The sequence below is a fragment of the Mycolicibacterium aichiense genome (genome assembly GCF_010726245.1).
In the GTDB taxonomy this organism is placed as follows: Bacteria; Actinomycetota; Actinomycetes; order Mycobacteriales; family Mycobacteriaceae; genus Mycobacterium; species Mycobacterium aichiense.
Map to the genome: position 1 here is coordinate 803,837 of NZ_AP022561.1, position 20,597 is coordinate 824,433.

Sequence of the window (20,597 nt, forward strand, 5' to 3'; positions counted from 1 at the left end):
ATACTGTAATCATTACAGTAGCATCCGCTGTGCGGTGCGGCGAAGGGTCGGATGATGGAAAGTGCAGACGTGCTCGTGATCGGGGCCGGTTTCTCCGGTCTCTACATGCTGCACCGGTTACGGCAGCTCGGGTTACGGACGCAGGTGCTGGAGAAGGCCGAAAGAATCGGTGGCACTTGGCTGTTCAACCGCTATCCCGGTGCGCGCTGCGACATCGAGAGCATCGAGTACTCCTACAGCTTCTCCGAAGAGATCCAACAGGAATGGGTGTGGACCGAGACCATGCCCGCACAGCCGGAGATCGAGGCGTACCTCAACTTCGTCGCCGACCGCCTTGACCTGCGCCGCGACATCCGGCTCAACGCCGACGTCACCGCCATGGCGTTCGACGAAGCCGGCGCGACATGGATCCTGCAGACCGCCACCGGCGAGACGTTCGTGGCACCTTTCGTCGTCGCCGCCTCGGGCATCCTGTCGGTCCCGCTGGAACCCGACATCCCCGGCATGGATATCTTCGCCGGCGACTCGCTGTTCACCAGCCGGTGGCCCGAAGGCGGCGTCGGCCTGTCCGGTAAGCGGGTCGGCGTGATCGGGACCGGTTCGACGGCAGTGCAGATGATTCCGGTGATCGCGCGGGAAGTGGAGCAGCTCTTCGTCTTTCAGCGGTCCCCGGCGTTCACGCTGCCGTGGGAGGTGCGACAGTTCGCGGCCGGCGAACTCGACGAGATGAAGGCGAACTACGGCGAGATCCGGCAAGCGCAGCGTGAGCACCCGGTCGGTGCGGCACGGCTCTCGGCGTTCTCGGTGCTGATCGACATGCTCGTCAGCCCACCGATCAGGACGGCCTCCCGCGAGGAGCAGGTGCGTGCCGTCGACGAGCGCGGCGTGATGGGCGCGCTCAACTGGGGGGACATCTTCTTCGATATCGAGGCCAACCGGATGGCGACCGCGTTGTACGGCGAGGCGATCGCCCGCATCGTCGATGACCCCGAGACGGCGGCGGCGCTGGTGCCGAGTCACCCGTTCGGCTGTAAACGGCCGATCATCGACCAGGGGTACTACCAGACCTACAACCGCGACAACGTCACGCTGGTGGACCTGCGCAAGAATCCGATCCGCACGATCACCGCGGAGGGTATCGACACCGCGGCCGGGCACTACGACCTCGACGTGATCATCTACGCCACTGGATTCGACGCGATGACAGGTGCACTCACCCGCATCGACGTTCGCGGCCGGGGCGGCGCGCTGTTGCGGGACGTCTGGGCCGACCAGGGCCCGGTGTCCTACCTCGGGCTGGCGGTCGCCGGGTTCCCCAACCTGTTCACCGTTCAGGGGCCGGGCAGCCCGTCGGCGGCGACGAACTTCGTCACCGCGCTCGAACAGCACGTCGAATGGATCGGCGACTGCATCGCCTACCTCAGGGACAACGGTCACCGAACCATCGAGGCGACGCCTGAAGCGCAGCACGAGTGGATCGAACACGCTACATCCCTTGTGGCGGAAACGGTTCTGGTCCACCCGAGCTGCAATTCGTGGTACAACGGCGCCAACGTTCCCGGCAAGAAACGGATGTACATGGGTTACACGGCAGGTATGCCCGAGTACCGGCGCCGTTGCGACGAGATCGCCGGCGCGGGTTACGTCGGCTTCCTGCTGGCGTGAGCAGGATGGGGCTGAGTAGCGCACACCGGCTGGCAACCCAGCTGGGCGGCGTGCTGCCGAGGTCACTGGCTGCGTTGCACCGATCGCAGGACTGGAGCCCGCTGTCGGGGCGCGGCATACGGCAGGTCGCTGAGGTCGCCCTCGACGAGCTGGTGGTCACCGGGATGACACTGATGTCGTCACCGCCGCGGCTGGACCGGCCGGTCGAGGACTATGCCGCCGTGGCGGGCGAGTTGGCCGCGCTCGGGGTGACCGGAGCGCATCGAGCGCCGGACCCCTTGGAAGTCACGGGCATTCGCCCGGTCAGCGCCGGAGTGCTGTCCTATGAGCGGATGAGCTACGACCACGACCCGCAGCTGGTCTCGGCGCTGGCCGCCGAAGGTCACGACGGCCCGGCCGGTGCCGAGGTCGTGCTGTTCCGCCATGACGATGGACCTCGACCCTGGCTGGTGTGGGTGCACGGCGCAGGCCAGGGCGGCATGTCCGACATCCTGGTTGCCAGGGTCGGGCGCATCCACCGGGAGCTCGGCTTCAATGTCGCGCTGCCCGTCCAGCCCGGACATGGTCCACGGCGCGACCGCTGGCCGGCGTATCCCGGCACCGACCCGGTCGCGAATGTCGCGGGAATGGTCCGGGCGGTCTCGGAGGTGCGCGCGGTGATCGGGTGGATCGAGCCCGACTCGATTACGATCGCGGTTTCCGGGTTGTCGCTGGGGAGTGCGGTCGCAGCTCTGGTCGCAGGCCTGGACGACCGGGTGCGCGCCGTCGCGCTCTACACGCCGATCCTCGGACTGAACGGGATGATCGCCCGGCATCTGCACCGGTGGGGGTCGTCGGCCGATATCGTCGGAGCCGCAATGGCATCCGACATCGTGTCCGACTTGACCTCGGTGATCGATCCGCTTGCGCTCGACCCGTTGCCGCCGCCGGACCGGCGGCTGATCGTGGGGGCGTGGCATGACCAGATGGCCTACCGGCAGTCTGCGCTTGCCCTGCACGACCGCTGGGGCGGGCAGCTGTACTGGCACGACGGCGGACATGTCGGACATCTGTTCTCGGGTGCTGTCCAGGCTCGGACCGAGCAGTTCCTGCGGGCGTTGACTCAGGCGCCGTAGTCTCGGAGGATCCGCTCCCGCGCGTGCGCCAACTCGGCGTCCAGGTCGAACCCGGACGGAAGCGCGACCCACTGGAAGGCGAGGCCGAAGAACGCGGCGGTGATATCGCTGACCGCCCGGTCGAGATCGATGCCGGTGCGAACAGACTTGTCCCGCTGCCCTTTCCGCAGTCCGTCTGCCACGTTCGCGACACCCGCGATCAATTGCTTCTGGACCCGTTCGCGAAGCGGTGAGGTGGTCTTCATCGCCTCGAAGGTGGAGACGAACATCGCGCGCAACACGTCCCGGTCAACGGCGTACAGGTCGCGGATTCGGTCGATGTGGGCAAGCACCTGGTCCATGCCGGTCGGGTACGGAACGAGATCCGGGTTGAGCCGGCCGACGTACTCCTGCAGGAAGTCCTCGAGGATCGCCTCCTTGCCGCCGAAGCGGGCGTGCACCATCGTGCGGCTGTAGCCGGCTCGGCGCCCGATCTCGGCGGCAGTGGTTGCCTCCCAGCCTTTCTCGACGATCAGCTCGGCGGCGGCTTCCATCAGGCGGCGCCGGGACGTCTCGACTCGCTCGGGCTGCGTCAAACCGCGTGCAGGGGAGGGCACCCTTGCATATTAAACACCTCACAACTATCTTGCGAGGGTGACTTCAGCGACGGCACGGGTGCCGTCAGGCATCGACGCCGTCGACCCGGCGTGGCTCACCGAGGCATTGGACGCGACCGTGACCGATGTCGTCGCCGAGCAGATCGCCCAGGACAGCGGATTCTCGTCGTTGCTGTATCGGCTGCACCTCACCGGCGAGGGTGTTCCGCCGACGGTGATCGCCAAGCTGGCCGCACAATCGGAGGCCCGGGGCGCGATGGAGCTGCTCGGCGGCTACCGGCGGGAGCTGGCCTTCTATCGCGATATCGCGGGCCGGGCACCGCTGGGCACGCCGCACGTCTACGCGGCCCGGATGGCCGACGACTCCGCCGATTTCGTGCTGGTGATGGAGGACCTGCGGGATTGGGACAACGCCGACCACCTGGCCGGGTTGTCGATGGAACGCGCACGGATGTGCATCCAGCAGTTGGCGGGATTGCACTCCTGGTCGGTCGAGTCGTCCAATGCTGATGCGCTGCAGGTCTTTCCAAGCTTTGACATGCCCGCCGTGCGGGATCTCCTGGTGCCTGCCTTCGGGCCCGGCTGGGAGGTATACCGGACGCACTCGGCGGCACCCGTGCCCGAGTCGGTCGCCCGATTTGCAGAGCGGTTCACCGCGCACGCCGCGACAGCGCTCGACGGTTTGACCGAACGGTCGATGCTGCTGCACGGCGACATCCGCGCCGACAACATGTTCTTCTCGGGCGAGGAGATGAAGGTGGTGGACTTCCAGTTCGCCTGCGTCGGTGCGGGTGCGGCCGACATCGCCTACCTGGTCAGCCAGGGATTGCCCACCGAGATCCGGCGCGGCCGGGACGAGGCACTGGTGCGCGGCTACCTCCAGGACCTGGGCGACATCGGCTACTCATTCGACGAGGCGTGGCGACACTACCGGCTGGCGACCGGATTCCTGATGGTGCTCCCCGTCATCACGTTGCTCGGCTGGGATGCGTTGCCGCAGCGCTCGCGCGACCTCTGCCTGACGCTGACCGATCGGGCGGTGGCGACGATCGCCGACATCGACGCGCTCGAGGTGTTCGGATGAGCCGCACCGCACGCGAGGTCGTCGAGCTGTACAACCTGGTGGTGTGGAACGACCGGGATGTCGCGCTCGCCGAGGAACTGCTGGGCGACAGCGTGATTCGGCACGAAGTCGGCGAGGCAGTCGTTCTCACCCACGCCGAGGCAGTCCAGCGCGTCGTCGACCACTTGGAGATGTTCGACGAGATTCGCTTCGACCTGAACCTGGTGGTGGCCGGGGACGACGGCGAGCACGTCGCGATCGTCTACCAGTCGCCGATGACGCTCAAGGACGGCACGCGGGTCGACGTGGGAAGTATGGAGATCTTCCGCGTCGTCGACGGTCGGATCACCGAAGTGTGGAATTGCGGCTACAAACAAGGAGTCTGGGCGTGAGCGAACGGGTCTTGGACGAGCTCGGCTTTTACCTGCTGGCCGGTGCCGGTGGCGAGGGACCGGCGACGCTGATGGACGAAGCCCGCCGCGGCGAGGAGCTGGGCTTCGGTACCGGCTTCATCTCCGAGCGCTGGAACGTCAAGGAGGCGTCCTCGCTGGTGGGCGCGGCGTGTGCGGTGACCAGCCGGATGCAGATCGCCACGGCGGCAACCAATCACAACACCCGCCACCCCCTGATCACCGGATCGTGGGCGACCACCATGCACCGGCTATCGGGTGGTCGCTTCACGCTCGGCATCGGCCGCGGCATAGCGGCGCTCTACGGCGCGTTCGGCATCCCGCCGGTGACCACCGCGCAGATGGAAGACTTCGCCAAGGTGATGCGCCGGCTGTGGCACGGCGAACTGATCTTCAACCACGACGGGCCGTTGGGGAAGTACCCGGTTCTCTTCCTGGATCCGGACTTCGATGAGGACATCCGGCTGGCTTTGGTGGCGTTCGGCCCGGAGACGCTGAAGCTCGGCGGCCGGGAATTCGACGACGTCATCCTGCACACCTACTTCACCCCGGAGACCTTGACCCGCTGCGTCAAGACCGTCAAGGACGCCGCCGAGCAGGCCGGTCGTGATCCGGCCGGCGTGCGGGTGTGGTCGTGCTTCGCCACCGTCGGCGATCACCTGCCCGAGGAACTGCGACTGAAGAAGACCGTCGCACGGCTGGCCACATACCTGCAGGGCTACGGCGATCTGATGGTCACCACGAACAACTGGGATCCCGCTGTGCTGGAACGCTTCCGCGCGGACTCGGTGGTGCAGTCGGTGGGCGGGGGGATCGACCACAAAGCGACGGCCGAGCAGATCGAGCACATCGCGACACTGATTCCCGATGAGTGGCTGGAACCGTCTGCCACCGGGTCGGCGGAACAGTGTGTGGACCGCATCCGCAAGGAATTCGATTACGGCGCCGACGCGGTGATCATGCACGGTGCCACACCCGACGAGTTGGAGCCGGTGGTCGCGGCCTACCGGCAAGCGGTGGGGTAGCCGAAGGCGTTCCGCCTCAGGATAATTCGGGTGCAGGCAGCGGCAACGCGGTCGCGCCTTGAGGGCGTAAGCCGTCGAAGATGATCGCCAGGTAGCGCCGCCACAAGTCGGGCGGCGGATCTGAAAGTCCGTCCATCACGTGCACCGGTGCGCACATCAGCAGGAAGACATCGGTTCCGGTGACATCGGGGCGGATCGCGCCTGCCGCGCGGGCATTGGCCACAAGCGTCTCGACGCCGGCATGGACCTCATCGCGGATCGTCGTCACCCTGGCATCATTCGCGCTGTATGTCAGCAGGTACGTCAGATCGTGCTGGCGTCGTTGGTCGGCTGCGATGGTGAGGAATTCCAGCAGGGCTGCGCCGGGATCACCGGCATCCGCCAGTCGGTGCGCGGCGTCGGTGAGGGTGATCAGGTGGTCGCAGACCAGGGACGCGATCAGATCCTCCTTGGAGGCGAAGTGCCGGAACACCGTGCCTTTGGCCACCCCTGCCCGACGCGCGATATCGGCGACCGAAGCCTCCACGCCGCGTTCGGCGAACACCTCCTCGGCGGCGGCCAGTAGCGACTCGCGGTTACGCGCGGCGTCGGAACGTAAGGCGCGAGCGGATGCGGTCACGCTCGCATGCTAGCAAGTTGACCGTGCGGTCACCTTTCGCTTACGGTTGCCGAGTCAACATGACCGCGCGGTCAACTTATCCTCGACCCCGAATCACGTGGAGGACAGAACAGATGAGACTGGCAGGTTCTACAGCCTTGGTCACCGGATCCAATCGCGGTATCGGCGAGCAGTTCGCGACCGACCTGCTCCGCCGCGGGGCCAAGGTATACGCCACGGCCCGCAGGCCCGAGCTCGTCGATATCCCGGGTGTCGAGGTGCTGCGCCTGGACATCCTCGACCCGGACTCGGTGCGTTCGGCGGCTGAGATCGCCGGCGACGTCGAGATCCTGATCAACAACGCCGCCGACACCGCGGGCGGGAACCTGGTGACCGGCGAACTGGAGGCGGTCCGGCGGGTGATGGAGTCCAATTACTTCGGCACATTGAACGTCATCCGGGCGTTCGCGCCGGTTCTCGCACGCAACGGCGGTGGTGCCATCGTGAACGTGCTGTCGGCCGCCGCGTGGCTCACTGTGGCCGGCAACACCGCCTACGCTGCGGCCAAGTCGGCCGAATGGGGTCTCACCAACGGTGTACGCGTCGAATTGGCCAGTCAGGGAACACAAGTCGTCGGCCTGATGCCGGGACTCATTGGTACCGAGACACTGTTCGACTTCGCCCGCAGCGCCGGGATCGAGTTTCCCGACGGCTCGGTCACCGATCCCGCCGCACTCGTCGAGTTGGCCCTCGACGGGCTGGAGGCCGGCGATATCGAGATCGCCGACGCGATCGGGCTGCAGGCCAAAGCAACGCTGGCCGGGCCGCCGCAAGCGTTCGCCCTCTGAGCGCGCCTAGGGGGTGATGACCGTCCGGCTGACCGGCTGGGCGACTTCCTGACGGCTGAAGATGCCGCGCTGCAGGGCGAGAACCAATGCGTTGCGGGTCTCCTCCGGCGAGATCAGTTCATCGAAGCCGAGGCTGCCCGCCGAACGGTAGGAGGCCTCGAGTTCCATGCTCTTGAGGATCTCGGTGACATCCTCATCGGCGTGTGAGGCGCGGCTCAACGCGGCCGCGCTCATCGCGCCCATCGTGGCTCCGGGGTAGGCGAAGGTCGCCACCTGATTGTCGAAGCCCAGCAGCGACATCACCATCGAACCGAACCCGAACGCCTTGCGCAGGGTGACGTGAAGCTTCAATGTCGTCGCCGCGGTCTGCGCGGCGAACATCCTTGCTCCGCTTCGCAGTACGCCGTTGCGCTCGGACTGGCTACCCGGCAGCATGCCGGGGTTGTCGGCCAGGAACACGATCGGCAGGTGGAACGAGTCGGCGACCATGATGAAATGCGCGGCTTTGTCGGCTGCGTCGGAGTCGATGGACCCGGCCAGCTCGGTCGGCTGATTGGCAACGACCGCAACGGGATAGCCACCGAGGTGCGCCAGTGCGCAGATGATCGCCTTGCCGAACTTCGGCTGGATCTCGAACCAGTCCGGCTCGTCGAAGACGACGTCGAGGACGGTGCGCATGTCATAGATGTTGCGGTTGTCACGAGAGATGATGTCGAGGAGTTCGGGAGTGGGGCGAAGGCCGGCCTCCTCGTCATACAACCGGGTCGGGGGATACGACCATGCGCTGGACGGGAAGTAGGACAGGTAGCGTCGGATGTCGTCGAGCACCGCTTCGTCGCTGTCGGCGACATTGTGGATGACACCACTGGGCAACGCGACCGTGGGCCCGCCAAGCTCCTCTTTCGAAATGTCCTCACCGGTGGCCTCTTTGACGACCGGAGGGCCTGCGGTGAAGATCGCGCCCTGATCGCTCATGATCGAGAAGTCGCAGACCGGGGCCACGAGTGCGCCGTGGCCCGCCGACGGACCGAGCACAGCGGAGATGGTCGGAACCTTGCCGGAGCATCGAGCCTGCGCGATCAGGTCGGTCGGGGTGCGCCCGTAGTGTTCGCCACCCGCGGCGCGGAAACCCGCCCCTTCCAACAACATCACCAACGGAATCTTGTTGCGCAGCGCGAGCTCGGCGAGCCGATAGCGCTTGGCATTACCGCCGGGACCGATACTGCCGGCCAGTGTGGTGAAGTCCTCGGCGCCCACCATGACCGGCGTCCCGTCGATGCGGCCCGCACCCGCCACCAATCCGTCCGCCGCGATCTCGCCGCCGACCAGGGTGCCGAACTCTTGGAAGGTCCCCGAGTCGAGGAGGTGCTCGATTCGCGCGCGGGCATCGAGCTTTCCCTTGCCGTGGTGCTTGGCCAGGCGCTCCTCGCCGCCCATGGAGTGCGCGTGCTGACGGCGTCGACTCAGGTCGTGGAGCGTGTCCTGCCAGTCCTGCGCATTGCTCATCGACGTGTCCTTACCGTGGCGGCGTTGACCATACTGAATTGCTTACTGTAGCGTCTGCCGACATGGGCGAGGTCGGCGGTCTCAAAGTCGACCGCGGCGTCATCAGCAGGCTTGCCGGGGTCGCCGAGGGGGCCCGCGAGGTCGAGCGACTCGGTTATGACGGGTGCTGGACGGCCGAGATCAACCACGACCCTTTCCTACCCCTGACGCTGGCGGCCGAGCACACCACTGCGATCGAATTGGGGACCTCGATTGCGGTGGCCTTCGCGCGCAATCCGATGACCGTGGCCAACATCGGGTGGGATCTGCAGGACTACTCGGGCGGCCGGCTCCTGCTCGGATTGGGAACCCAGATCAAACCGCATATCGAAAAGCGGTTCGGCATGCCGTGGAGCCATCCCGTCCGGCGGATGGGCGAGTTCGTCACTGCGCTGCACGAGATTTGGGCCAGCTGGCGCGACGGCACCAAGCTGAGCTTCGACGGCGAGTTCTACACCCACCGGCTCATGACGCCGATGTTCGTGCCCGAGTCGCATCCGTACGGGTCGCCGAAAGTGATGATCGCCGCCGTCGGTGAGTTGATGACGCAGATGTGCGGCGAGGTGGCCGACGGCCTTATTGCTCACGCCTTCACCACCAAGCGGTATTTCGACGAGGTGACCATTCCGGCGCTGGAGCGGGGGATGGCCGCCTCGGGTCGCTCACGCAGCGAGTTCCAGGTGATGGCACCGGTGTTCGTGGTGACCGGCACGGATGAGGCCGAGATGGCGGCAGCCGCCGCGGCGTCGCGCAAGCAGATCGCCTTCTACGCCTCGACGCCTGCCTATCGGAAGGTATTGGAGCTGCACGGGTGGGGCGAGTTGCAGACCGAGTTGCACCGGCTGTCGCTGGACGGCCAGTGGGACACGATGGCGACGCTGATCTCGGACGAGATTCTCGAGACGTTCGCCGTCGTCGCGCCGCTGGATGGTCTGGCCGCGGCCTTGAGGGAGCGCTGCGACGGGATCATCGATCGGGTGATGATCGGGTTGCCTCCGTCGGCGTCGGAGGACACCGTGCGAGCCTTTCTCGACGAGGTGCGTTCTAGCTGAGTTCGGTTGTGGCTCTGGGGTTATCCCCAGTTCCGTTTTCATCCCCAGGTCGATTGTGGCCTCGCGTTTCTGTCGGCGGCCGCGCATATAATTCGAACATGCTTTCGATCGAGGTGGGTGAGGCGCTCGACGCGATCGATGCCGCGTTGTCCACGTTGTCGAAGGTGGATATGGCGGGGCTTGCGGTGATGGATGTGCTGGAGTTGGCCGCCCGGTGTGAGAAGGCGACCCGCCATCACGATGTGGTGCGCTACGACCTCAGTCATGAGCTGCATCGGCGTGAGGTCAGCGAGATCGGCGGTAAGCCGGGCAAGGTGCTGGCCGATTGGTTGCGGATCACGCCGGCGGAGGCCAAGCGTCGCGCCGAGGTTGTTGAGCCGCTAAGCGCGCGCACCGCGTTGAGCGGGGAGCCGTTGGCGCCGCGTCAACCGGGTACGGCGCACGCGTGGCGCGATGGGAAGCTCGATGGCGAGCATGTGCGGATCATTCAGAAGTTCCTCGGTGGCTTGCCGTTTGATGTTCCTGCGGAGGTACGCGACGAGGCTGAGCTGTTCCTGGCTGAGAAGGCGACACTGATGCGTCCGGATCAGTTGAGCCGGGTGGCGCATCGGTTGGCGTTGGAGATCAACCCGGACGGCCGGTTCTCCGATGAGGACCGAGCCCGCAAACGCTCCGCGGTGGTGGGCCGCCAACAGCCCGACGGGATGACCGAGATCCGTATCAATGCCACCCCGGAGATGATTTCTTACGTCGAGGCGGTGTTCGCCAAGTATGCGGCGCTGGGGATGTGCAATCCTGCCGATCAGACGGCGGTGGTCGACGGTGAACCCGCTCCCGAGCAGGTGCGGGCGGACACTCGTACGATCGGGCAGCGCCAGCATGATGCGTTGATGGCGATGCTGCGCAGCACCCTCGGTGATCCGAAACTCGGGCAGCACAACGGCCTACCCGTCACCGTGATCGTGTCGACCACCTTGCAGGAACTGCAGAACACGACCGGCCACGGCATCACCGGCGGCGGCACCCTGATCCCGATCACCGACGTCATCCGGATGGCCCGGCATAGCTACCACTACCTGACGATCTTCGACGGCGTCACCGGCCAAGCCTTGTGGCTGGGCCGCACCAAACGCATCGCCTCGGCCGATCAACGAATTGTGTTGCACGCCAGAGATCGCGGATGCACCAAGCCGGGTTGCACGGTGCCCGGATATGCGACCCAAGTGCACCACGCCGCCAAAGACTGGAAACACGGCGGCGCCACCGACATCGACGAATTGGCCTTCGCCTGCCCACCGGATAATCAGCTCGTCGAAACCGGCGGCTGGACCACCCGCAAACTTCCCAGCGGCGACACCGAATGGATCCCACCGCCACACCTACCGATGCTGATCGGCGGGGTCAACACCTACCACCACCCTGAGCGTTTCCTGCCGAAAGACGACGATCCATGAGGCCAGGGAATGAATGGCGCCGCGCGAGGCTTGTAGGCAAGCATGACGTTCACGCTGACCGACGACTCAGCCCTGCTTCAGCCGATCACCATCGGGGCGAATACCGCGCGGAATCGCCTCTTCATGGCGCCGCTGACGCGCTCGCGTGCCGAGTCGGACGGCACGCCGAGCGACCTGCAGGTCGAGTACTACGCTCAGCGCGCGTCAGCTGGGCTGATCATCACCGAAGCCACCGCCGTCTCGCAGGTCGGCAACGGGGCCTACGTCAATACCCCGGGCATCTACACCGACCGCCACCAGGAGAAGTGGGCCGAGGTTGCGTCGGCCGTGCACGCGCAGGACGGGTTGATGTTCATGCAGATCTGGCATGTCGGCCGGATGGCGCACCCCGACATCAACGGCGCCGAGTCGGTGGCGCCGTCGCCGATCGCGGTAAAGATGCAGGCGCACACGCCCGGCGGCAAGAGGCCGCTGCCGGTGCCGCGGGCTCTGGATACCGACGAAATCGCCGGAGTGGTCGCACAATTCCGCGCCGCAGCGCGCCGGGCCGTCGATGCCGGCCTCGACGGTGTCGAAATCCATTCCGCCAACGGCTATCTGCTGCACCAGTTCCTGGCCGACGCCACCAACACCCGCACCGACCGGTACGGCGGTTCGGCGGAGAACCGCGCCCGGCTGACCGCGGAGGTCGTCGAAGGGGTCGCCGCCGAGATCGGGGCCGACCGGGTTGGTCTGCGCATCTCGCCCGGAAACGGAGCAGGCGATGTCAACGAGGTCGACACCGTCTCGGCCTATGAGGCTCTGCTGGAACGCATTTCGCCGCTGGGGCTGGCGTACCTGCACGTCCTGATCAACCCGGACTCTCCCGAATTCGGGATCGTGCGGGCACTGTGGTCCGGACCGTTCGTCCTGAACACCGGCCGGGAAGTCGACACCAGCTTTTGCGAACTGGAGAACCTTGCCGACTGGGGTGCCATCAGTGCCGCTGCTGTCGGCCGTGCCTACCTGGCGAACCCCGACCTCATCGAACGGCTGCGCACCGGTGCCGAGCTGACCGAGCCCGACGTGGCGACGTTCTACTCGCCGGGCCCGGCGGGTTACGTCGACTACCCGACGCTGGCGCCGACGGCCTGAGCTGACTTCTCGTGTAGCCGCTGGCGTTCGACGGTGGCCAGATAGAACGCCCACGCGAACGCGAAGCTGGTGAACAGGCTCGACACGAAGAACAGCCACGGCCGGCGGATACCGCGCCGGTACCCGTCGACGACGGTGAACAACGGCAGCAGGATCACGTTGCCGATCGTGTAGTCCTGGCTGGCCGACGCTGCTGCCGGGTTGTCGTAGCCCAGCGTGATGAACTGCCACCAGCTGCCCGCGCCGGTGAACACATTGCCCGAGCCGTCGGCGTACTGGTGCACGAATTGGATATTGAAGTACCAGCCCAGCGCCACCGACGCGATGCCGACCAGGTAGTACAGGATCTCAAGCGCACTGAATGCGGGTCCACTGGCCGGCCGGCGGAACACCGCCGAATTGGATCCGATGATCCATGCGATGACGAGGACGGCCAGCACTGCATGAACGAGGAGCGTCATGGCTTCGCAACTGTAGTGAAGTTCGGCAACCGTTTTGTCAATTTTGACAATTCTTTTTGAGGTAGGTTACCTGCGTGGTTCGCCCTGCTCAGACAGCGCGCAGCGAGCGCACGCGCGACGCACTGCGCCGTGCTGCGCTGGTGCGTTTTCTGGCCCAGGGTGTCGAGGACACCTCTGCTGAACAGATCGCCGACGACGCCGGGGTATCGCTGCGCACGTTCTACCGGCATTTCACGTCCAAGCACGATCTGCTGTTCGCCGACTACGACGTCGGCCTGGAGTGGTTCCGGGCGGCCTTGCAGGCCCGCTCGCCCGGGGAGTCGATCATCGAATCGGTGCAGTCGGCGATCGACGCCTCGCCCTACGACCCGGAGGCTGTCGCCCAGATCGCCGCGCTGCGGGCCAGGGAACTCGATGCCGGCCGCATAGTCCGCCACACGCGGCAGGTCGAGGCCGAATTCGCCGACGCGATCGCCGACCAGCTTTCGCAGAGCGCCCCGGCCGACACACCTGACGAGCGCCTTCGGGTGATCGTGACGGCCCGCTGCATCGCCGCCGCGGTGTTCGGTGCAATGGAGCTCTGGATGATCGGTGAGGACACGTCGCTGGCCGAGTTGGGCCGGCTGTGCCGCACCGCGCTGGAGTCGTTGCGCCAGGGCATCATCGACGAGTGACGGTGTCGTCCAGGTCGGCCGGCTCGGCGATCGTCAACACGGCATCGACGATGTGCGGGTTGGCTTCGAGCCTGCGTTCCAGGTCGCGCAGGGTGTGCGCGATCCGCGACTCGATCTGATCACCCACCAGGTCCACGCTCGCCACCACGAAAAGCTGTCGGGGACCGACGAATTCGAGCCGCACGAAGCGCACCGACGCCACTTCGTCGAGCGCCTCGATCCGCGCGACCACGGCGTCGCGCAGCTGCGGTGTGCCCGGCTCTCCGGTGAGGAACCTGCGATTGCGGTCGATCAGCAACACCGCCACCACACCCAGCAGCAGTCCCACCAGAATCGAGCCGACCGCGTCCCAGGCCGCCACCCCGGTCAGCTGATGCAGACTGATGCCGGCACCGGCCAGCACGATGCCGATCAGCGCGGCAGTGTCCTCTGCGAACACCGCGCGAACCGTGGGATCGGAGGTCTGCATGGCGTACTCGAGCACTTCGCGATCCATCGCGCGGGCATTGCTGCGCAGCTGACGCACCGCCTGCGCCCACGAGATGCTCTCCATGACGAGCGCGATCCCCAGCACGATGTAGGCCACCAGGTAGTGCTCGTCGGCCGGGCGGTCGTCGAGCAGTTCATTGACCCCCCGCCACACCGACACCGTCCCGCCGACCACGAACAACCCGACGGCCGCCAGCAGGGACCAGACGTACACCTCCCGGCCGTAGCCGAGGGGGTGCTTGCGGTCCGCGGCGCGGCTGCCGCGCCGATTGGCAATCATCAGAAACGCCTGGTTGCCGGTGTCCGCCCAGGAATGCGCGGCCTCGGCAGCCATCGACACCGACCCGGACAGCACGCCCGCCAGCGTTTTGGCCACCGCGACGACCAGGTTGGCGCCGAACGCGATGGCCACCGTTTTCGTGCTCTCGCCCTGTGTCGCATCGGCCGAGTCTTCGCCGAGCAGGTTCTCCGTCGCCGTCATCCCGGCTGGGGTACCCGTGGCATGCTGACCACATGCATGCGTTCCGAGCCGCCGTCGAAGCCGGCGATTTCGATGCCCTGCCCGCTCTGTGCGCCGAGGACGTGGTCTTCCGCAGCCCGATCGCGCACAAGCCCTACCAGGGCCGCGACCAGATCGGTGTGATCCTGCGGGCGGTCTCGCGAGTGTTCGCCGACCTCACCTACGTGAAGGAGATCGGCGGTGACGGCCAGGTCGACCACGCGCTGGTGTTCGTCGCCAAGGTGGGCGACCTCGAGATCAACGGCTGCGACTTCCTCCACGTCCGCGAGGACGGGCTGATCGACGAGTTCACCGTGATGCTGCGTCCGCTGAAGGCCGTCACGAAATTCGCCGAACTGATGGCCGTGGAATTTGAAAAGGAAATGGCCGCCGCCGGATTGGCGTAACCCTCGGCGTGGGTCCGCACATCCGCCGCGCCCACGGCGCACTATCTAGGGCATGGCGAGGATCGGCGACGACTCTCTGATCGTCCGCGGTGAATTGCGTCCTGACGGCACTTGGCTTTTCACCATCCGCTACATCGTGCACTTCGAGGCGGGCGAGCTCGGCACCCGATTCGCCGACTCGGTGCAGGTGTCCGCGGACTCCCGCGCGTCGCCGGTTCCGTTCGTCGCGTGTGGCCGCTCGGTGCTGCGCAAGAAGCGTGTCATCGTCGACGACGAGGCACTCGCCACCCGCGACGACGTCTACGCGACCGTGTGCGTGCGGTCCGGCGGCGGGGTCGAGGCGCTGACTCAGTCGGCGCGGTTGCGCAGGATCTCCACCCAGTCGCTCGGCACCCGGCCGCGCGGACCGGGGGTGGTTTCCTCGGACGGCCGGCTCTCCGGCGGGGCGAGGTCCGGACCGTCGTAGTACTGGTTGGTCTGGTAGTCCCAGAACCAGTCCTCGCCCGGCTCGAACGATCTGATGATCGGATGCCCGCTCGTCCGCCAGTGCGCGGCGGCGTGCCGCATCAGCGAATCATCGCAACAACCGATGTGCCCGCAGGCGGCGCAGCGCCGCAGGTGCACCCACCAGCCGCCGGCGGCATCGCATTCAACACATCCGGTGCCGCTCGGTGGAACCGACGGATCTACCGCTTCAGCCATGGGTGTGAGCTTAGGGGAAGCGAGCACGAAAACAGTTGGCCCTCATGGGAGAAATCCCGTGGAAATCGCCGGTACCAACTATGGTCACGCCCATGGCAGTCAAAGATTCCCGCGAAGTCGTGATCGAGGCCAGTCCTGAAGCGATCCTCGATGTCATCGCCGATGTCGAATCGACACCCACCTGGTCGCCGCAGTACCAGAGCGCAGAGGTGCTGGAGGCCTACGACGACGGCAGGCCGCACAAGGTGAAGATGAAGATCAAGGCGGCCGGTCTGACCGACGAGCAGATCGTCGAGTACACCTGGGCCGACAACGAGGTGAGCTGGACGCTGGTCAAGGCCGGCCAATTGCGTTCGCAGGACGCCAAGTACACGCTGACGCCCGACGGCGACAAGACCAAGCTGCGTTTCGACCTGTCGATCGATCTGGCGGTGCCGCTGCCCGGCTTTGTGGTCAAGCGCACCATCAAGGGTGCGATGGAGACCGCCACCGACGGCCTGCGCAAGCAGGTGTTGAAGGTCAACAAGCGCTAGTTTCGAAACCGCTCTCGCTGGCAATGGTGCGGACATGGCAGTCACCGAAACCCGCGAGGTCACCATCGAGGCGACGCCCGAGGAGATCCTCGCCGTGCTGTTCGACCTGGAGTCGCTGCCGACGTGGTCGCAGGCGCACCAGAAGGTCGAGGTGCTCGAGCGAGATGCCGAGGGTCACCCGAGCAAGTCGCGCCAGACGGTCAAGGTCGTCGGCATCAACGATGAGCAGGTGCTGGATTACATCGTGCATCCCGACGGGGTCAGCTGGACCCTGGCCAGCTCCAAACAGCAACGCGCACAAGAAGGTCGATACACACTGACCCCCGAGGGCGATTCGACGCGGGTCCGGTTCGAGCTGACCGTCGACCCCCTGGTTCCGCTGCCCGGCTTCGTGATCAAGCGCGGCGCCAAAGGTTTGATGCAGACCGCGACCGACGGGCTGCGCAAGCAGGTTCTGCAATCCAAGAAGGGTGGCTGAGCTACCTTTCAGTCGTGACGAATACCGGACCCCTGGCCGGGGTGAGAGTGATCGAACTCGGCGGGATAGGCCCGGGCCCGCACGCCGGCATGATTCTGGCCGATTTGGGTGCGGACGTGGTCAGAGTGCGACGCCCGGGCGGACTGACGATGCCCGCCGAGAACGTCGACCTCATGCACCGCGGCAAGCGGGTGGTCGACCTCGACGTTAAGAACCAGCCTGACGCTCTGCTCGACCTGGCGGCGAAGGCCGACGTGCTGCTGGACTGTTTCCGGCCCGGCACCTGTGAGCGCCTCGGCATCGGGCCCGACGACTGCGCGGCGGTCAACCCGCGGCTGATCTTCGCCCGCATCACCGGGTGGGGTCAGGACGGGCCGCTGGCGTCGACCGCCGGCCATGACATCAACTACCTGTCACAGACCGGAGCACTGAGCGCGATCGGATACCGCGACCGCCCGCCGGTGGCACCGCTGAACCTCGTCGCCGACTTCGGCGGCGGCTCGATGCTGGTGCTGCTCGGCATCGTCGCCGCCCTCTACGAACGGGAGAAGTCCGGCCAGGGGCAGGTGATCGACGCGGCGATGGTCGACGGGGTCAGCGTGCTGGCGCAGATGATGTGGACGATGAAGGCGACCGGCTCGCTGGCGGACCAGCGCGAGTCCTTCCTGCTCGACGGGGGAGCGCCGTTCTACCGCACGTACCAAACGGCCGACGGCGGGTACATGGCGGTTGGGTCGATCGAGCCGCAGTTCTTCGCCCAATTGCTGGCCGGGCTCGGGTTGCCGGCGCAGAAGGTGCCCGGCCAATTCGAGCGGGACCGTTACCCCGAGATGCGGGAGCTCTTCGCGACGACCTTCGCCGGAAAGACCCGTGCGGAGTGGACCGCGATCTTCGCCGGCACCGACGCGTGCGTCACGCCGGTGCTGAGCTGGACCGAGGCCGCGCACAATGAGCATCTTCTGGCGCGCCGCACCGTTATTAACGTCGATGGCACCGACCAGGCGGCTCCGGCGCCGCGGTTCTCCCGCAGTGCCCCCGGGCCGGTGGGGCAACCGCCACAAACCACCACATCGCTGGCCGACATAGATTGGTAATGGTTCAACTGAGCCAAAGCCGACACAGCGAGCCCACCGAGTAACTACGTTTGCTGATTGTGGCGGTACGGGCATCGCGCGAGATCGTGATCGACGCCCCGCCGGAGGTCATCCTCGATGCCATCGCCGATATCGAGGCGGCGCCGACGTGGTCGTCGGTCCACAAGCATGTCCATGTCGTGGATCGCTATCCCGACGGACGGCCGCGGCGGGTCCAGGTCACCGTCAAGGTGCTCGGGATCATCGACCACGAAGTCGTCGAATACCACTGGGGACCAAACTGGGTGGTCTGGGACGCCGACCGGACCGCGCAACAGCATGCCCAGCACGGCGAGTACACCTTGCGTCCCGAGGGTGAGGCCACCCGGGTCCGGTTCGACCTCACCCTCGAACCGTCCACCCCGTTGCCGCTCTTTCTGGTCAAGCGGGCGAAGAAAGCGGTCCTGATCGCCGCGACCGAAGGCCTGCGTGGCTTCGTACTGAGCGGCAAGAGTTCGCTTCAGCGCGAATAGATCGGAATGCCCGCCGGTCGTGGTGGCGTTGGGCCAGACATGACGACCGGTGTAGTACTGCTGCCGAATCCCGCTGCCCCCAACGCCGTGGACGATGTCATCGCCGCGGCCCGAGCCGCGTCCGCGGTGGTTGTGCGCCAGGTGTGGTTCGCCCAACGGTTCGACCTCGACGCGATCACGCTGGCCGCAGTGGTCGGCGCCGCGGTGCCAGGCCTTGGCGTGGGAACGTCGGTGGTGCCACTCAATCCGCGCCACCCGCTGATCGTCGCCTCGCTGGCGCAGACCGCGCAGGCCGCCAGCCATGGCAACTTCAGCCTCGGTCTGGGGCTGGGGGCCCACGAACCCGAACGGGTGGCCTTCGGGCAGGCGTGGCCCGACACCATCACCCGGCTTCGTGAGCATCTCACCGTGCTGCGGTCCGTATTCGACACCGGCGCAGTGCATTTCCACGGCCGCACGCTGTCCGCCGACCCGGCGTGGGATGTCCGGGTACCCGGCGGTGCACCGGTGCCGGTGTACGTGGCGGCGATGGGTCCCAGGGCGCTGGCCGTCACCGGTGAACTGGCCGACGGAACCCTGCCGTACCTGGCGGGTCCCCGCACCATCGGTGACTTCATCGTCCCGACGATCGGTAAGGCGGCCACCGACGCGGGCAGGCCTGCTCCGCGCGTGATCGCCGCGGTGCCGGTTCTCGTCACCGACGACGTCAGTGCCGGCCGTGCGATCGCGGCCGAGGAACTCGACTTTTACACCACGATCCCGTCGTATCAGAACGTGATCGCTCGCGAAGGTGTGGACAGCGTCGCCGAACTCGCGGCCGTCGGCCCGGCCCGGTCCGTGCTGCGCCAGCTCCGGGCTTATCTCGACGCCGGCGCAACCGATCTGGTGCTCAGCCCGCTGCGGTCGCAGGATGCGCCTCCGCAGCCGCTATGGGAGGTCGCGGCCGCCCTTTAGCGCGCCAAGCCGGCGGATCGCCTCATCAAGGGTGTCGTCGCGCTTGCAGAAAGCGAAGCGCACCAAGTGATTCCACTCGCCGATGTGCGGAGAGTGCGGATCGCAGAACGCCGACATCGGAATCGCGGCTACCCCGGCTCTGGTCGGCAACTCGGCGCAGAACTGAGTGCTGTCGGAATATCCCAGCGGCCGCGGATCGGCGCACACAAAGTACGTACCCGCACTGTCGTGCACGCCGAAGCCCAACTCGGTCAACGCCGTCGACAGCCGATCCCGCTTGGCCTGCAACGAGTCTCGCAGAGCTCTCACCCAGGCCTCTTCGGAATTCAGCGCGTAGGCCACCGCGGGCTGGAACGGTGCGCCACCCACATAGCTCAGGTACTGCTTGGCCGCCCGCACCCCGGCAATCAGATCCGGCCTGCCGCACACCCAGCCGATCTTCCAACCGGTGCAGTTGAACATCTTGGCGGCACTGGAGATCGTCAGCGTGCGCTCGGCCATCCCGGGGTAGGCCGCCAGCGGCAGGTGCCGTTTGTCGTCGAACACCAGATGCTCGTAGACCTCATCGGTGATCACCAGCAGGTCGGCGTCGACAGCGAGTGCCGCCAGCGCCTGCAGGTCGCGGTCCGCGAGCACCATGCCGGTGGGGTTGTGCGGGGAGTTCACGATCAGCGCGCGGGTGTTCGGCGTCACCGCGGCACGCAGGGCGTCGACGTCGAGGGCGAAGCCGCGGCCGTCGGGCACCAGCGGCACCGGCACCCGCCTGCTGCCGGCCATCGCGATGACAGGGGAGTAGGAGTCGTAGAACGGCTCGATCAACAGCACATCCGAGCCCGGTTCGACCAGACCGAGGATGGCGGCCGCGATCGCCTCGGTGGCGCCGACGGTGACCAGCACCTCGGTCTCCGGGTCGTAGTCGACGTCGTACTGCCGTTTGCGCTGGGCGGCGATCGCCTCGCGCAGGGGGGCGATGCCCAATCCGGGCGGGTATTGATTGACACCCTCGGCGATCGCTTGCTGCGCGGCCGCCAGCATTCCGGCGGGGCCGTCCTCGTCCGGGAAGCCCTGGCCGAGATTCACCGCGCCGATCCGGGCGGCCAGCGCCGACATCTCGGCGAAGATCGTCACCGCGTACGGCTGCAGCCTCGAGACCGGAGCCGGACGGCCGGCGACATGGGGACCCGTCATAGCGCGGAGCTTAGTCGCAGGGCCGCTTATCAGCGGTTTCGTCAATTGCCATCGGCCGATGGGTTCACTGGTGCGCGCGGGTGTGGGCGCGATCGTCACGG

Annotated in this window: 24 protein-coding genes; 17 read left to right on the top strand and 7 right to left on the bottom strand. The window is 66.5% G+C overall.

Annotated elements, in window-relative coordinates:
• The first annotated feature begins 54 nt into the window (after positions 1-54).
• Together G6N32_RS03900 and G6N32_RS03905 are read left to right on the top strand one after the other, a co-directional pair.
• Positions 55-1,665, top strand: a complete 1,611-nt coding sequence (locus G6N32_RS03900) for a flavin-containing monooxygenase (RefSeq protein ID WP_115317281.1) — start codon at positions 55-57, stop codon at positions 1,663-1,665.
• A 5-nt stretch (positions 1,666-1,670) separates the two neighbouring features.
• The gene (locus tag G6N32_RS03905) at positions 1,671-2,780 is read left to right on the top strand and encodes an alpha/beta hydrolase family protein (protein ID WP_115317280.1); all 1,110 of its coding nucleotides are present in this window, start codon (positions 1,671-1,673) and stop codon (positions 2,778-2,780) included.
• On the opposite strand, the gene G6N32_RS03910 is transcribed toward G6N32_RS03905, so the two are convergent.
• Positions 2,768-3,376: a TetR/AcrR family transcriptional regulator gene (locus tag G6N32_RS03910; RefSeq protein WP_170310579.1), complete on the bottom strand. Its 609-nt coding sequence runs from the start codon at positions 3,374-3,376 to the stop codon at positions 2,768-2,770. The genes G6N32_RS03905 and G6N32_RS03910 overlap by 13 nt on opposite strands.
• A gap of 37 nt (positions 3,377-3,413) precedes the next feature.
• On the opposite strand from G6N32_RS03910, the gene G6N32_RS03915 reads away from it, so the two are divergent.
• Genes G6N32_RS03915 through G6N32_RS03925 form a run of 3 tightly spaced genes read left to right on the top strand, consistent with a single transcriptional unit; the run spans position 3,414 to position 5,874 of the window.
• On the top strand, positions 3,414-4,460 hold the full coding sequence (locus G6N32_RS03915) for a phosphotransferase (protein ID WP_115317278.1): 1,047 nt from the start codon (positions 3,414-3,416) through the stop codon (positions 4,458-4,460).
• Positions 4,457-4,831, top strand: a complete 375-nt coding sequence (locus G6N32_RS03920) for a nuclear transport factor 2 family protein (protein ID WP_115317277.1) — start codon at positions 4,457-4,459, stop codon at positions 4,829-4,831. The genes G6N32_RS03915 and G6N32_RS03920 overlap by 4 nt, the downstream gene beginning before the upstream one ends.
• Entirely contained in the window at positions 4,828-5,874 is a 1,047-nt protein-coding gene (locus tag G6N32_RS03925; protein ID WP_115317276.1) for a TIGR03857 family LLM class F420-dependent oxidoreductase, read from the top strand. Before G6N32_RS03920 ends, G6N32_RS03925 begins: the two co-directional genes overlap by 4 nt.
• Before the next feature lie 16 nt (positions 5,875-5,890).
• Here G6N32_RS03925 and G6N32_RS03930 read toward each other — a convergent pair whose 3' ends face one another.
• Entirely contained in the window at positions 5,891-6,493 is a 603-nt protein-coding gene (locus G6N32_RS03930) for a TetR/AcrR family transcriptional regulator (protein WP_115317275.1), read from the bottom strand.
• 113 nt (positions 6,494-6,606) lie between these two features.
• On the opposite strand from G6N32_RS03930, the gene G6N32_RS03935 reads away from it, so the two are divergent.
• Complete coding sequence (locus G6N32_RS03935) at positions 6,607-7,320, top strand: SDR family NAD(P)-dependent oxidoreductase (protein WP_115317274.1); 714 nt, start codon at positions 6,607-6,609, stop codon at positions 7,318-7,320.
• A 6-nt stretch (positions 7,321-7,326) separates the two neighbouring features.
• Here G6N32_RS03935 and G6N32_RS03940 read toward each other — a convergent pair whose 3' ends face one another.
• Positions 7,327-8,826 (bottom strand): acyl-CoA carboxylase subunit beta, encoded by a 1,500-nt coding sequence (locus G6N32_RS03940; protein ID WP_115317273.1) that lies wholly within the window; start codon positions 8,824-8,826, stop codon positions 7,327-7,329.
• A gap of 62 nt (positions 8,827-8,888) precedes the next feature.
• Between G6N32_RS03940 and G6N32_RS03945 the strand changes: the two genes are divergently transcribed.
• The 3 genes from G6N32_RS03945 (at position 8,889) to G6N32_RS03955 (ending at position 12,505) form a co-directional block, all read left to right on the top strand.
• Positions 8,889-9,917, top strand: coding sequence for an LLM class F420-dependent oxidoreductase (locus tag G6N32_RS03945; RefSeq protein ID WP_115317272.1), 1,029 nt, complete (start codon positions 8,889-8,891; stop codon positions 9,915-9,917).
• Positions 9,918-10,015: 98 nt separating this feature from the next.
• Positions 10,016-11,371: an HNH endonuclease signature motif containing protein gene (locus G6N32_RS03950; protein WP_115317271.1), complete on the top strand. Its 1,356-nt coding sequence runs from the start codon at positions 10,016-10,018 to the stop codon at positions 11,369-11,371.
• Between the two features lie 42 nt (positions 11,372-11,413).
• Positions 11,414-12,505, top strand: coding sequence for an alkene reductase (locus G6N32_RS03955; protein ID WP_115317270.1), 1,092 nt, complete (start codon positions 11,414-11,416; stop codon positions 12,503-12,505).
• On the opposite strand, the gene G6N32_RS03960 is transcribed toward G6N32_RS03955, so the two are convergent.
• Positions 12,478-12,966: a DUF2834 domain-containing protein gene (locus tag G6N32_RS03960; protein WP_115317269.1), complete on the bottom strand. Its 489-nt coding sequence runs from the start codon at positions 12,964-12,966 to the stop codon at positions 12,478-12,480. The genes G6N32_RS03955 and G6N32_RS03960 overlap by 28 nt on opposite strands.
• A 74-nt stretch (positions 12,967-13,040) precedes the next feature.
• Between G6N32_RS03960 and G6N32_RS03965 the strand changes: the two genes are divergently transcribed.
• Positions 13,041-13,640: a TetR/AcrR family transcriptional regulator gene (locus G6N32_RS03965; protein ID WP_115317268.1), complete on the top strand. Its 600-nt coding sequence runs from the start codon at positions 13,041-13,043 to the stop codon at positions 13,638-13,640.
• Here G6N32_RS03965 and G6N32_RS03970 read toward each other — a convergent pair.
• Entirely contained in the window at positions 13,627-14,610 is a 984-nt protein-coding gene (locus G6N32_RS03970) for a cation diffusion facilitator family transporter (RefSeq protein WP_115317267.1), read from the bottom strand. The two genes, G6N32_RS03965 and G6N32_RS03970, sit on opposite strands and share 14 nt — an antisense overlap.
• A gap of 32 nt (positions 14,611-14,642) precedes the next feature.
• Here G6N32_RS03970 and G6N32_RS03975 point away from each other — a divergent pair, with 32 nt between their 5' ends.
• Positions 14,643-15,035, top strand: coding sequence for a nuclear transport factor 2 family protein (locus tag G6N32_RS03975; RefSeq protein ID WP_115317266.1), 393 nt, complete (start codon positions 14,643-14,645; stop codon positions 15,033-15,035).
• Between the two features lie 52 nt (positions 15,036-15,087).
• Positions 15,088-15,501, top strand: coding sequence for a hypothetical protein (locus G6N32_RS03980; RefSeq protein ID WP_147291955.1), 414 nt, complete (start codon positions 15,088-15,090; stop codon positions 15,499-15,501).
• On the opposite strand, the gene G6N32_RS03985 is transcribed toward G6N32_RS03980, so the two are convergent.
• Complete coding sequence (locus G6N32_RS03985; protein ID WP_115317265.1) at positions 15,384-15,737, bottom strand: UBP-type zinc finger domain-containing protein; 354 nt, start codon at positions 15,735-15,737, stop codon at positions 15,384-15,386. The genes G6N32_RS03980 and G6N32_RS03985 overlap by 118 nt on opposite strands.
• Positions 15,738-15,829: 92 nt before the next feature.
• Here G6N32_RS03985 and G6N32_RS03990 point away from each other — a divergent pair, with 92 nt between their 5' ends.
• The 5 genes from G6N32_RS03990 to G6N32_RS04010 are packed head-to-tail and all read left to right on the top strand — an operon-like array spanning position 15,830 to position 19,308.
• Positions 15,830-16,270 carry an SRPBCC family protein gene (locus G6N32_RS03990; RefSeq protein ID WP_115318846.1) on the top strand — a complete coding sequence of 147 codons (441 nt, stop codon included), beginning with the start codon at positions 15,830-15,832 and terminating at the stop codon, positions 16,268-16,270.
• 34 nt (positions 16,271-16,304) lie between these two features.
• Complete coding sequence (locus tag G6N32_RS03995) at positions 16,305-16,748, top strand: SRPBCC family protein (RefSeq protein ID WP_115317264.1); 444 nt, start codon at positions 16,305-16,307, stop codon at positions 16,746-16,748.
• 14 nt (positions 16,749-16,762) lie between these two features.
• Positions 16,763-17,842, top strand: a complete 1,080-nt coding sequence (locus tag G6N32_RS04000) for a CaiB/BaiF CoA transferase family protein (protein WP_115317263.1) — start codon at positions 16,763-16,765, stop codon at positions 17,840-17,842.
• A gap of 59 nt (positions 17,843-17,901) precedes the next feature.
• The gene (locus G6N32_RS04005) at positions 17,902-18,354 is read left to right on the top strand and encodes an SRPBCC family protein (RefSeq protein WP_115317262.1); all 453 of its coding nucleotides are present in this window, start codon (positions 17,902-17,904) and stop codon (positions 18,352-18,354) included.
• A gap of 39 nt (positions 18,355-18,393) precedes the next feature.
• Positions 18,394-19,308 carry an LLM class F420-dependent oxidoreductase gene (locus G6N32_RS04010; protein ID WP_115317261.1) on the top strand — a complete coding sequence of 305 codons (915 nt, stop codon included), beginning with the start codon at positions 18,394-18,396 and terminating at the stop codon, positions 19,306-19,308.
• On the opposite strand, the gene G6N32_RS04015 is transcribed toward G6N32_RS04010, so the two are convergent.
• Positions 19,282-20,496, bottom strand: coding sequence for a pyridoxal phosphate-dependent aminotransferase (locus G6N32_RS04015; protein WP_115317260.1), 1,215 nt, complete (start codon positions 20,494-20,496; stop codon positions 19,282-19,284). The genes G6N32_RS04010 and G6N32_RS04015 overlap by 27 nt on opposite strands.
• Positions 20,497-20,597 lie beyond the last annotated feature (101 nt).

What these genes read in the sequence shown, in the direction of transcription:
- G6N32_RS03905 (WP_115317280.1), top strand. Translation starts at nt 1,671, where the DNA reads ATGGGGCTGAGTAGCGCACACCGGCTGGCAACCCAGCTGGGCGGCGTG.
- G6N32_RS03945 (WP_115317272.1), top strand. Translation starts at nt 8,889, where the DNA reads ATGGGCGAGGTCGGCGGTCTCAAAGTCGACCGCGGCGTCATCAGCAGG.
- G6N32_RS03950 (WP_115317271.1), top strand. Translation starts at nt 10,016, where the DNA reads ATGCTTTCGATCGAGGTGGGTGAGGCGCTCGACGCGATCGATGCCGCG.
- G6N32_RS03970 (WP_115317267.1), bottom strand. Translation starts at nt 14,610, where the DNA reads ATGACGGCGACGGAGAACCTGCTCGGCGAAGACTCGGCCGATGCGACA.
- G6N32_RS03940 (WP_115317273.1), bottom strand. Translation starts at nt 8,826, where the DNA reads ATGAGCAATGCGCAGGACTGGCAGGACACGCTCCACGACCTGAGTCGA.
- G6N32_RS03990 (WP_115318846.1), top strand. Translation starts at nt 15,830, where the DNA reads ATGGCAGTCAAAGATTCCCGCGAAGTCGTGATCGAGGCCAGTCCTGAA.
- G6N32_RS03955 (WP_115317270.1), top strand. Translation starts at nt 11,414, where the DNA reads ATGACGTTCACGCTGACCGACGACTCAGCCCTGCTTCAGCCGATCACC.
- G6N32_RS03975 (WP_115317266.1), top strand. Translation starts at nt 14,643, where the DNA reads ATGCATGCGTTCCGAGCCGCCGTCGAAGCCGGCGATTTCGATGCCCTG.
- G6N32_RS03985 (WP_115317265.1), bottom strand. Translation starts at nt 15,737, where the DNA reads ATGGCTGAAGCGGTAGATCCGTCGGTTCCACCGAGCGGCACCGGATGT.
- G6N32_RS03995 (WP_115317264.1), top strand. Translation starts at nt 16,305, where the DNA reads ATGGCAGTCACCGAAACCCGCGAGGTCACCATCGAGGCGACGCCCGAG.
- G6N32_RS03980 (WP_147291955.1), top strand. Translation starts at nt 15,088, where the DNA reads ATGGCGAGGATCGGCGACGACTCTCTGATCGTCCGCGGTGAATTGCGT.
- G6N32_RS03920 (WP_115317277.1), top strand. Translation starts at nt 4,457, where the DNA reads ATGAGCCGCACCGCACGCGAGGTCGTCGAGCTGTACAACCTGGTGGTG.
- G6N32_RS03935 (WP_115317274.1), top strand. Translation starts at nt 6,607, where the DNA reads ATGAGACTGGCAGGTTCTACAGCCTTGGTCACCGGATCCAATCGCGGT.
- G6N32_RS03960 (WP_115317269.1), bottom strand. Translation starts at nt 12,966, where the DNA reads ATGACGCTCCTCGTTCATGCAGTGCTGGCCGTCCTCGTCATCGCATGG.
- G6N32_RS04010 (WP_115317261.1), top strand. Translation starts at nt 18,394, where the DNA reads ATGACGACCGGTGTAGTACTGCTGCCGAATCCCGCTGCCCCCAACGCC.
- G6N32_RS04015 (WP_115317260.1), bottom strand. Translation starts at nt 20,496, where the DNA reads ATGACGGGTCCCCATGTCGCCGGCCGTCCGGCTCCGGTCTCGAGGCTG.
- G6N32_RS03900 (WP_115317281.1), top strand. Translation starts at nt 55, where the DNA reads ATGGAAAGTGCAGACGTGCTCGTGATCGGGGCCGGTTTCTCCGGTCTC.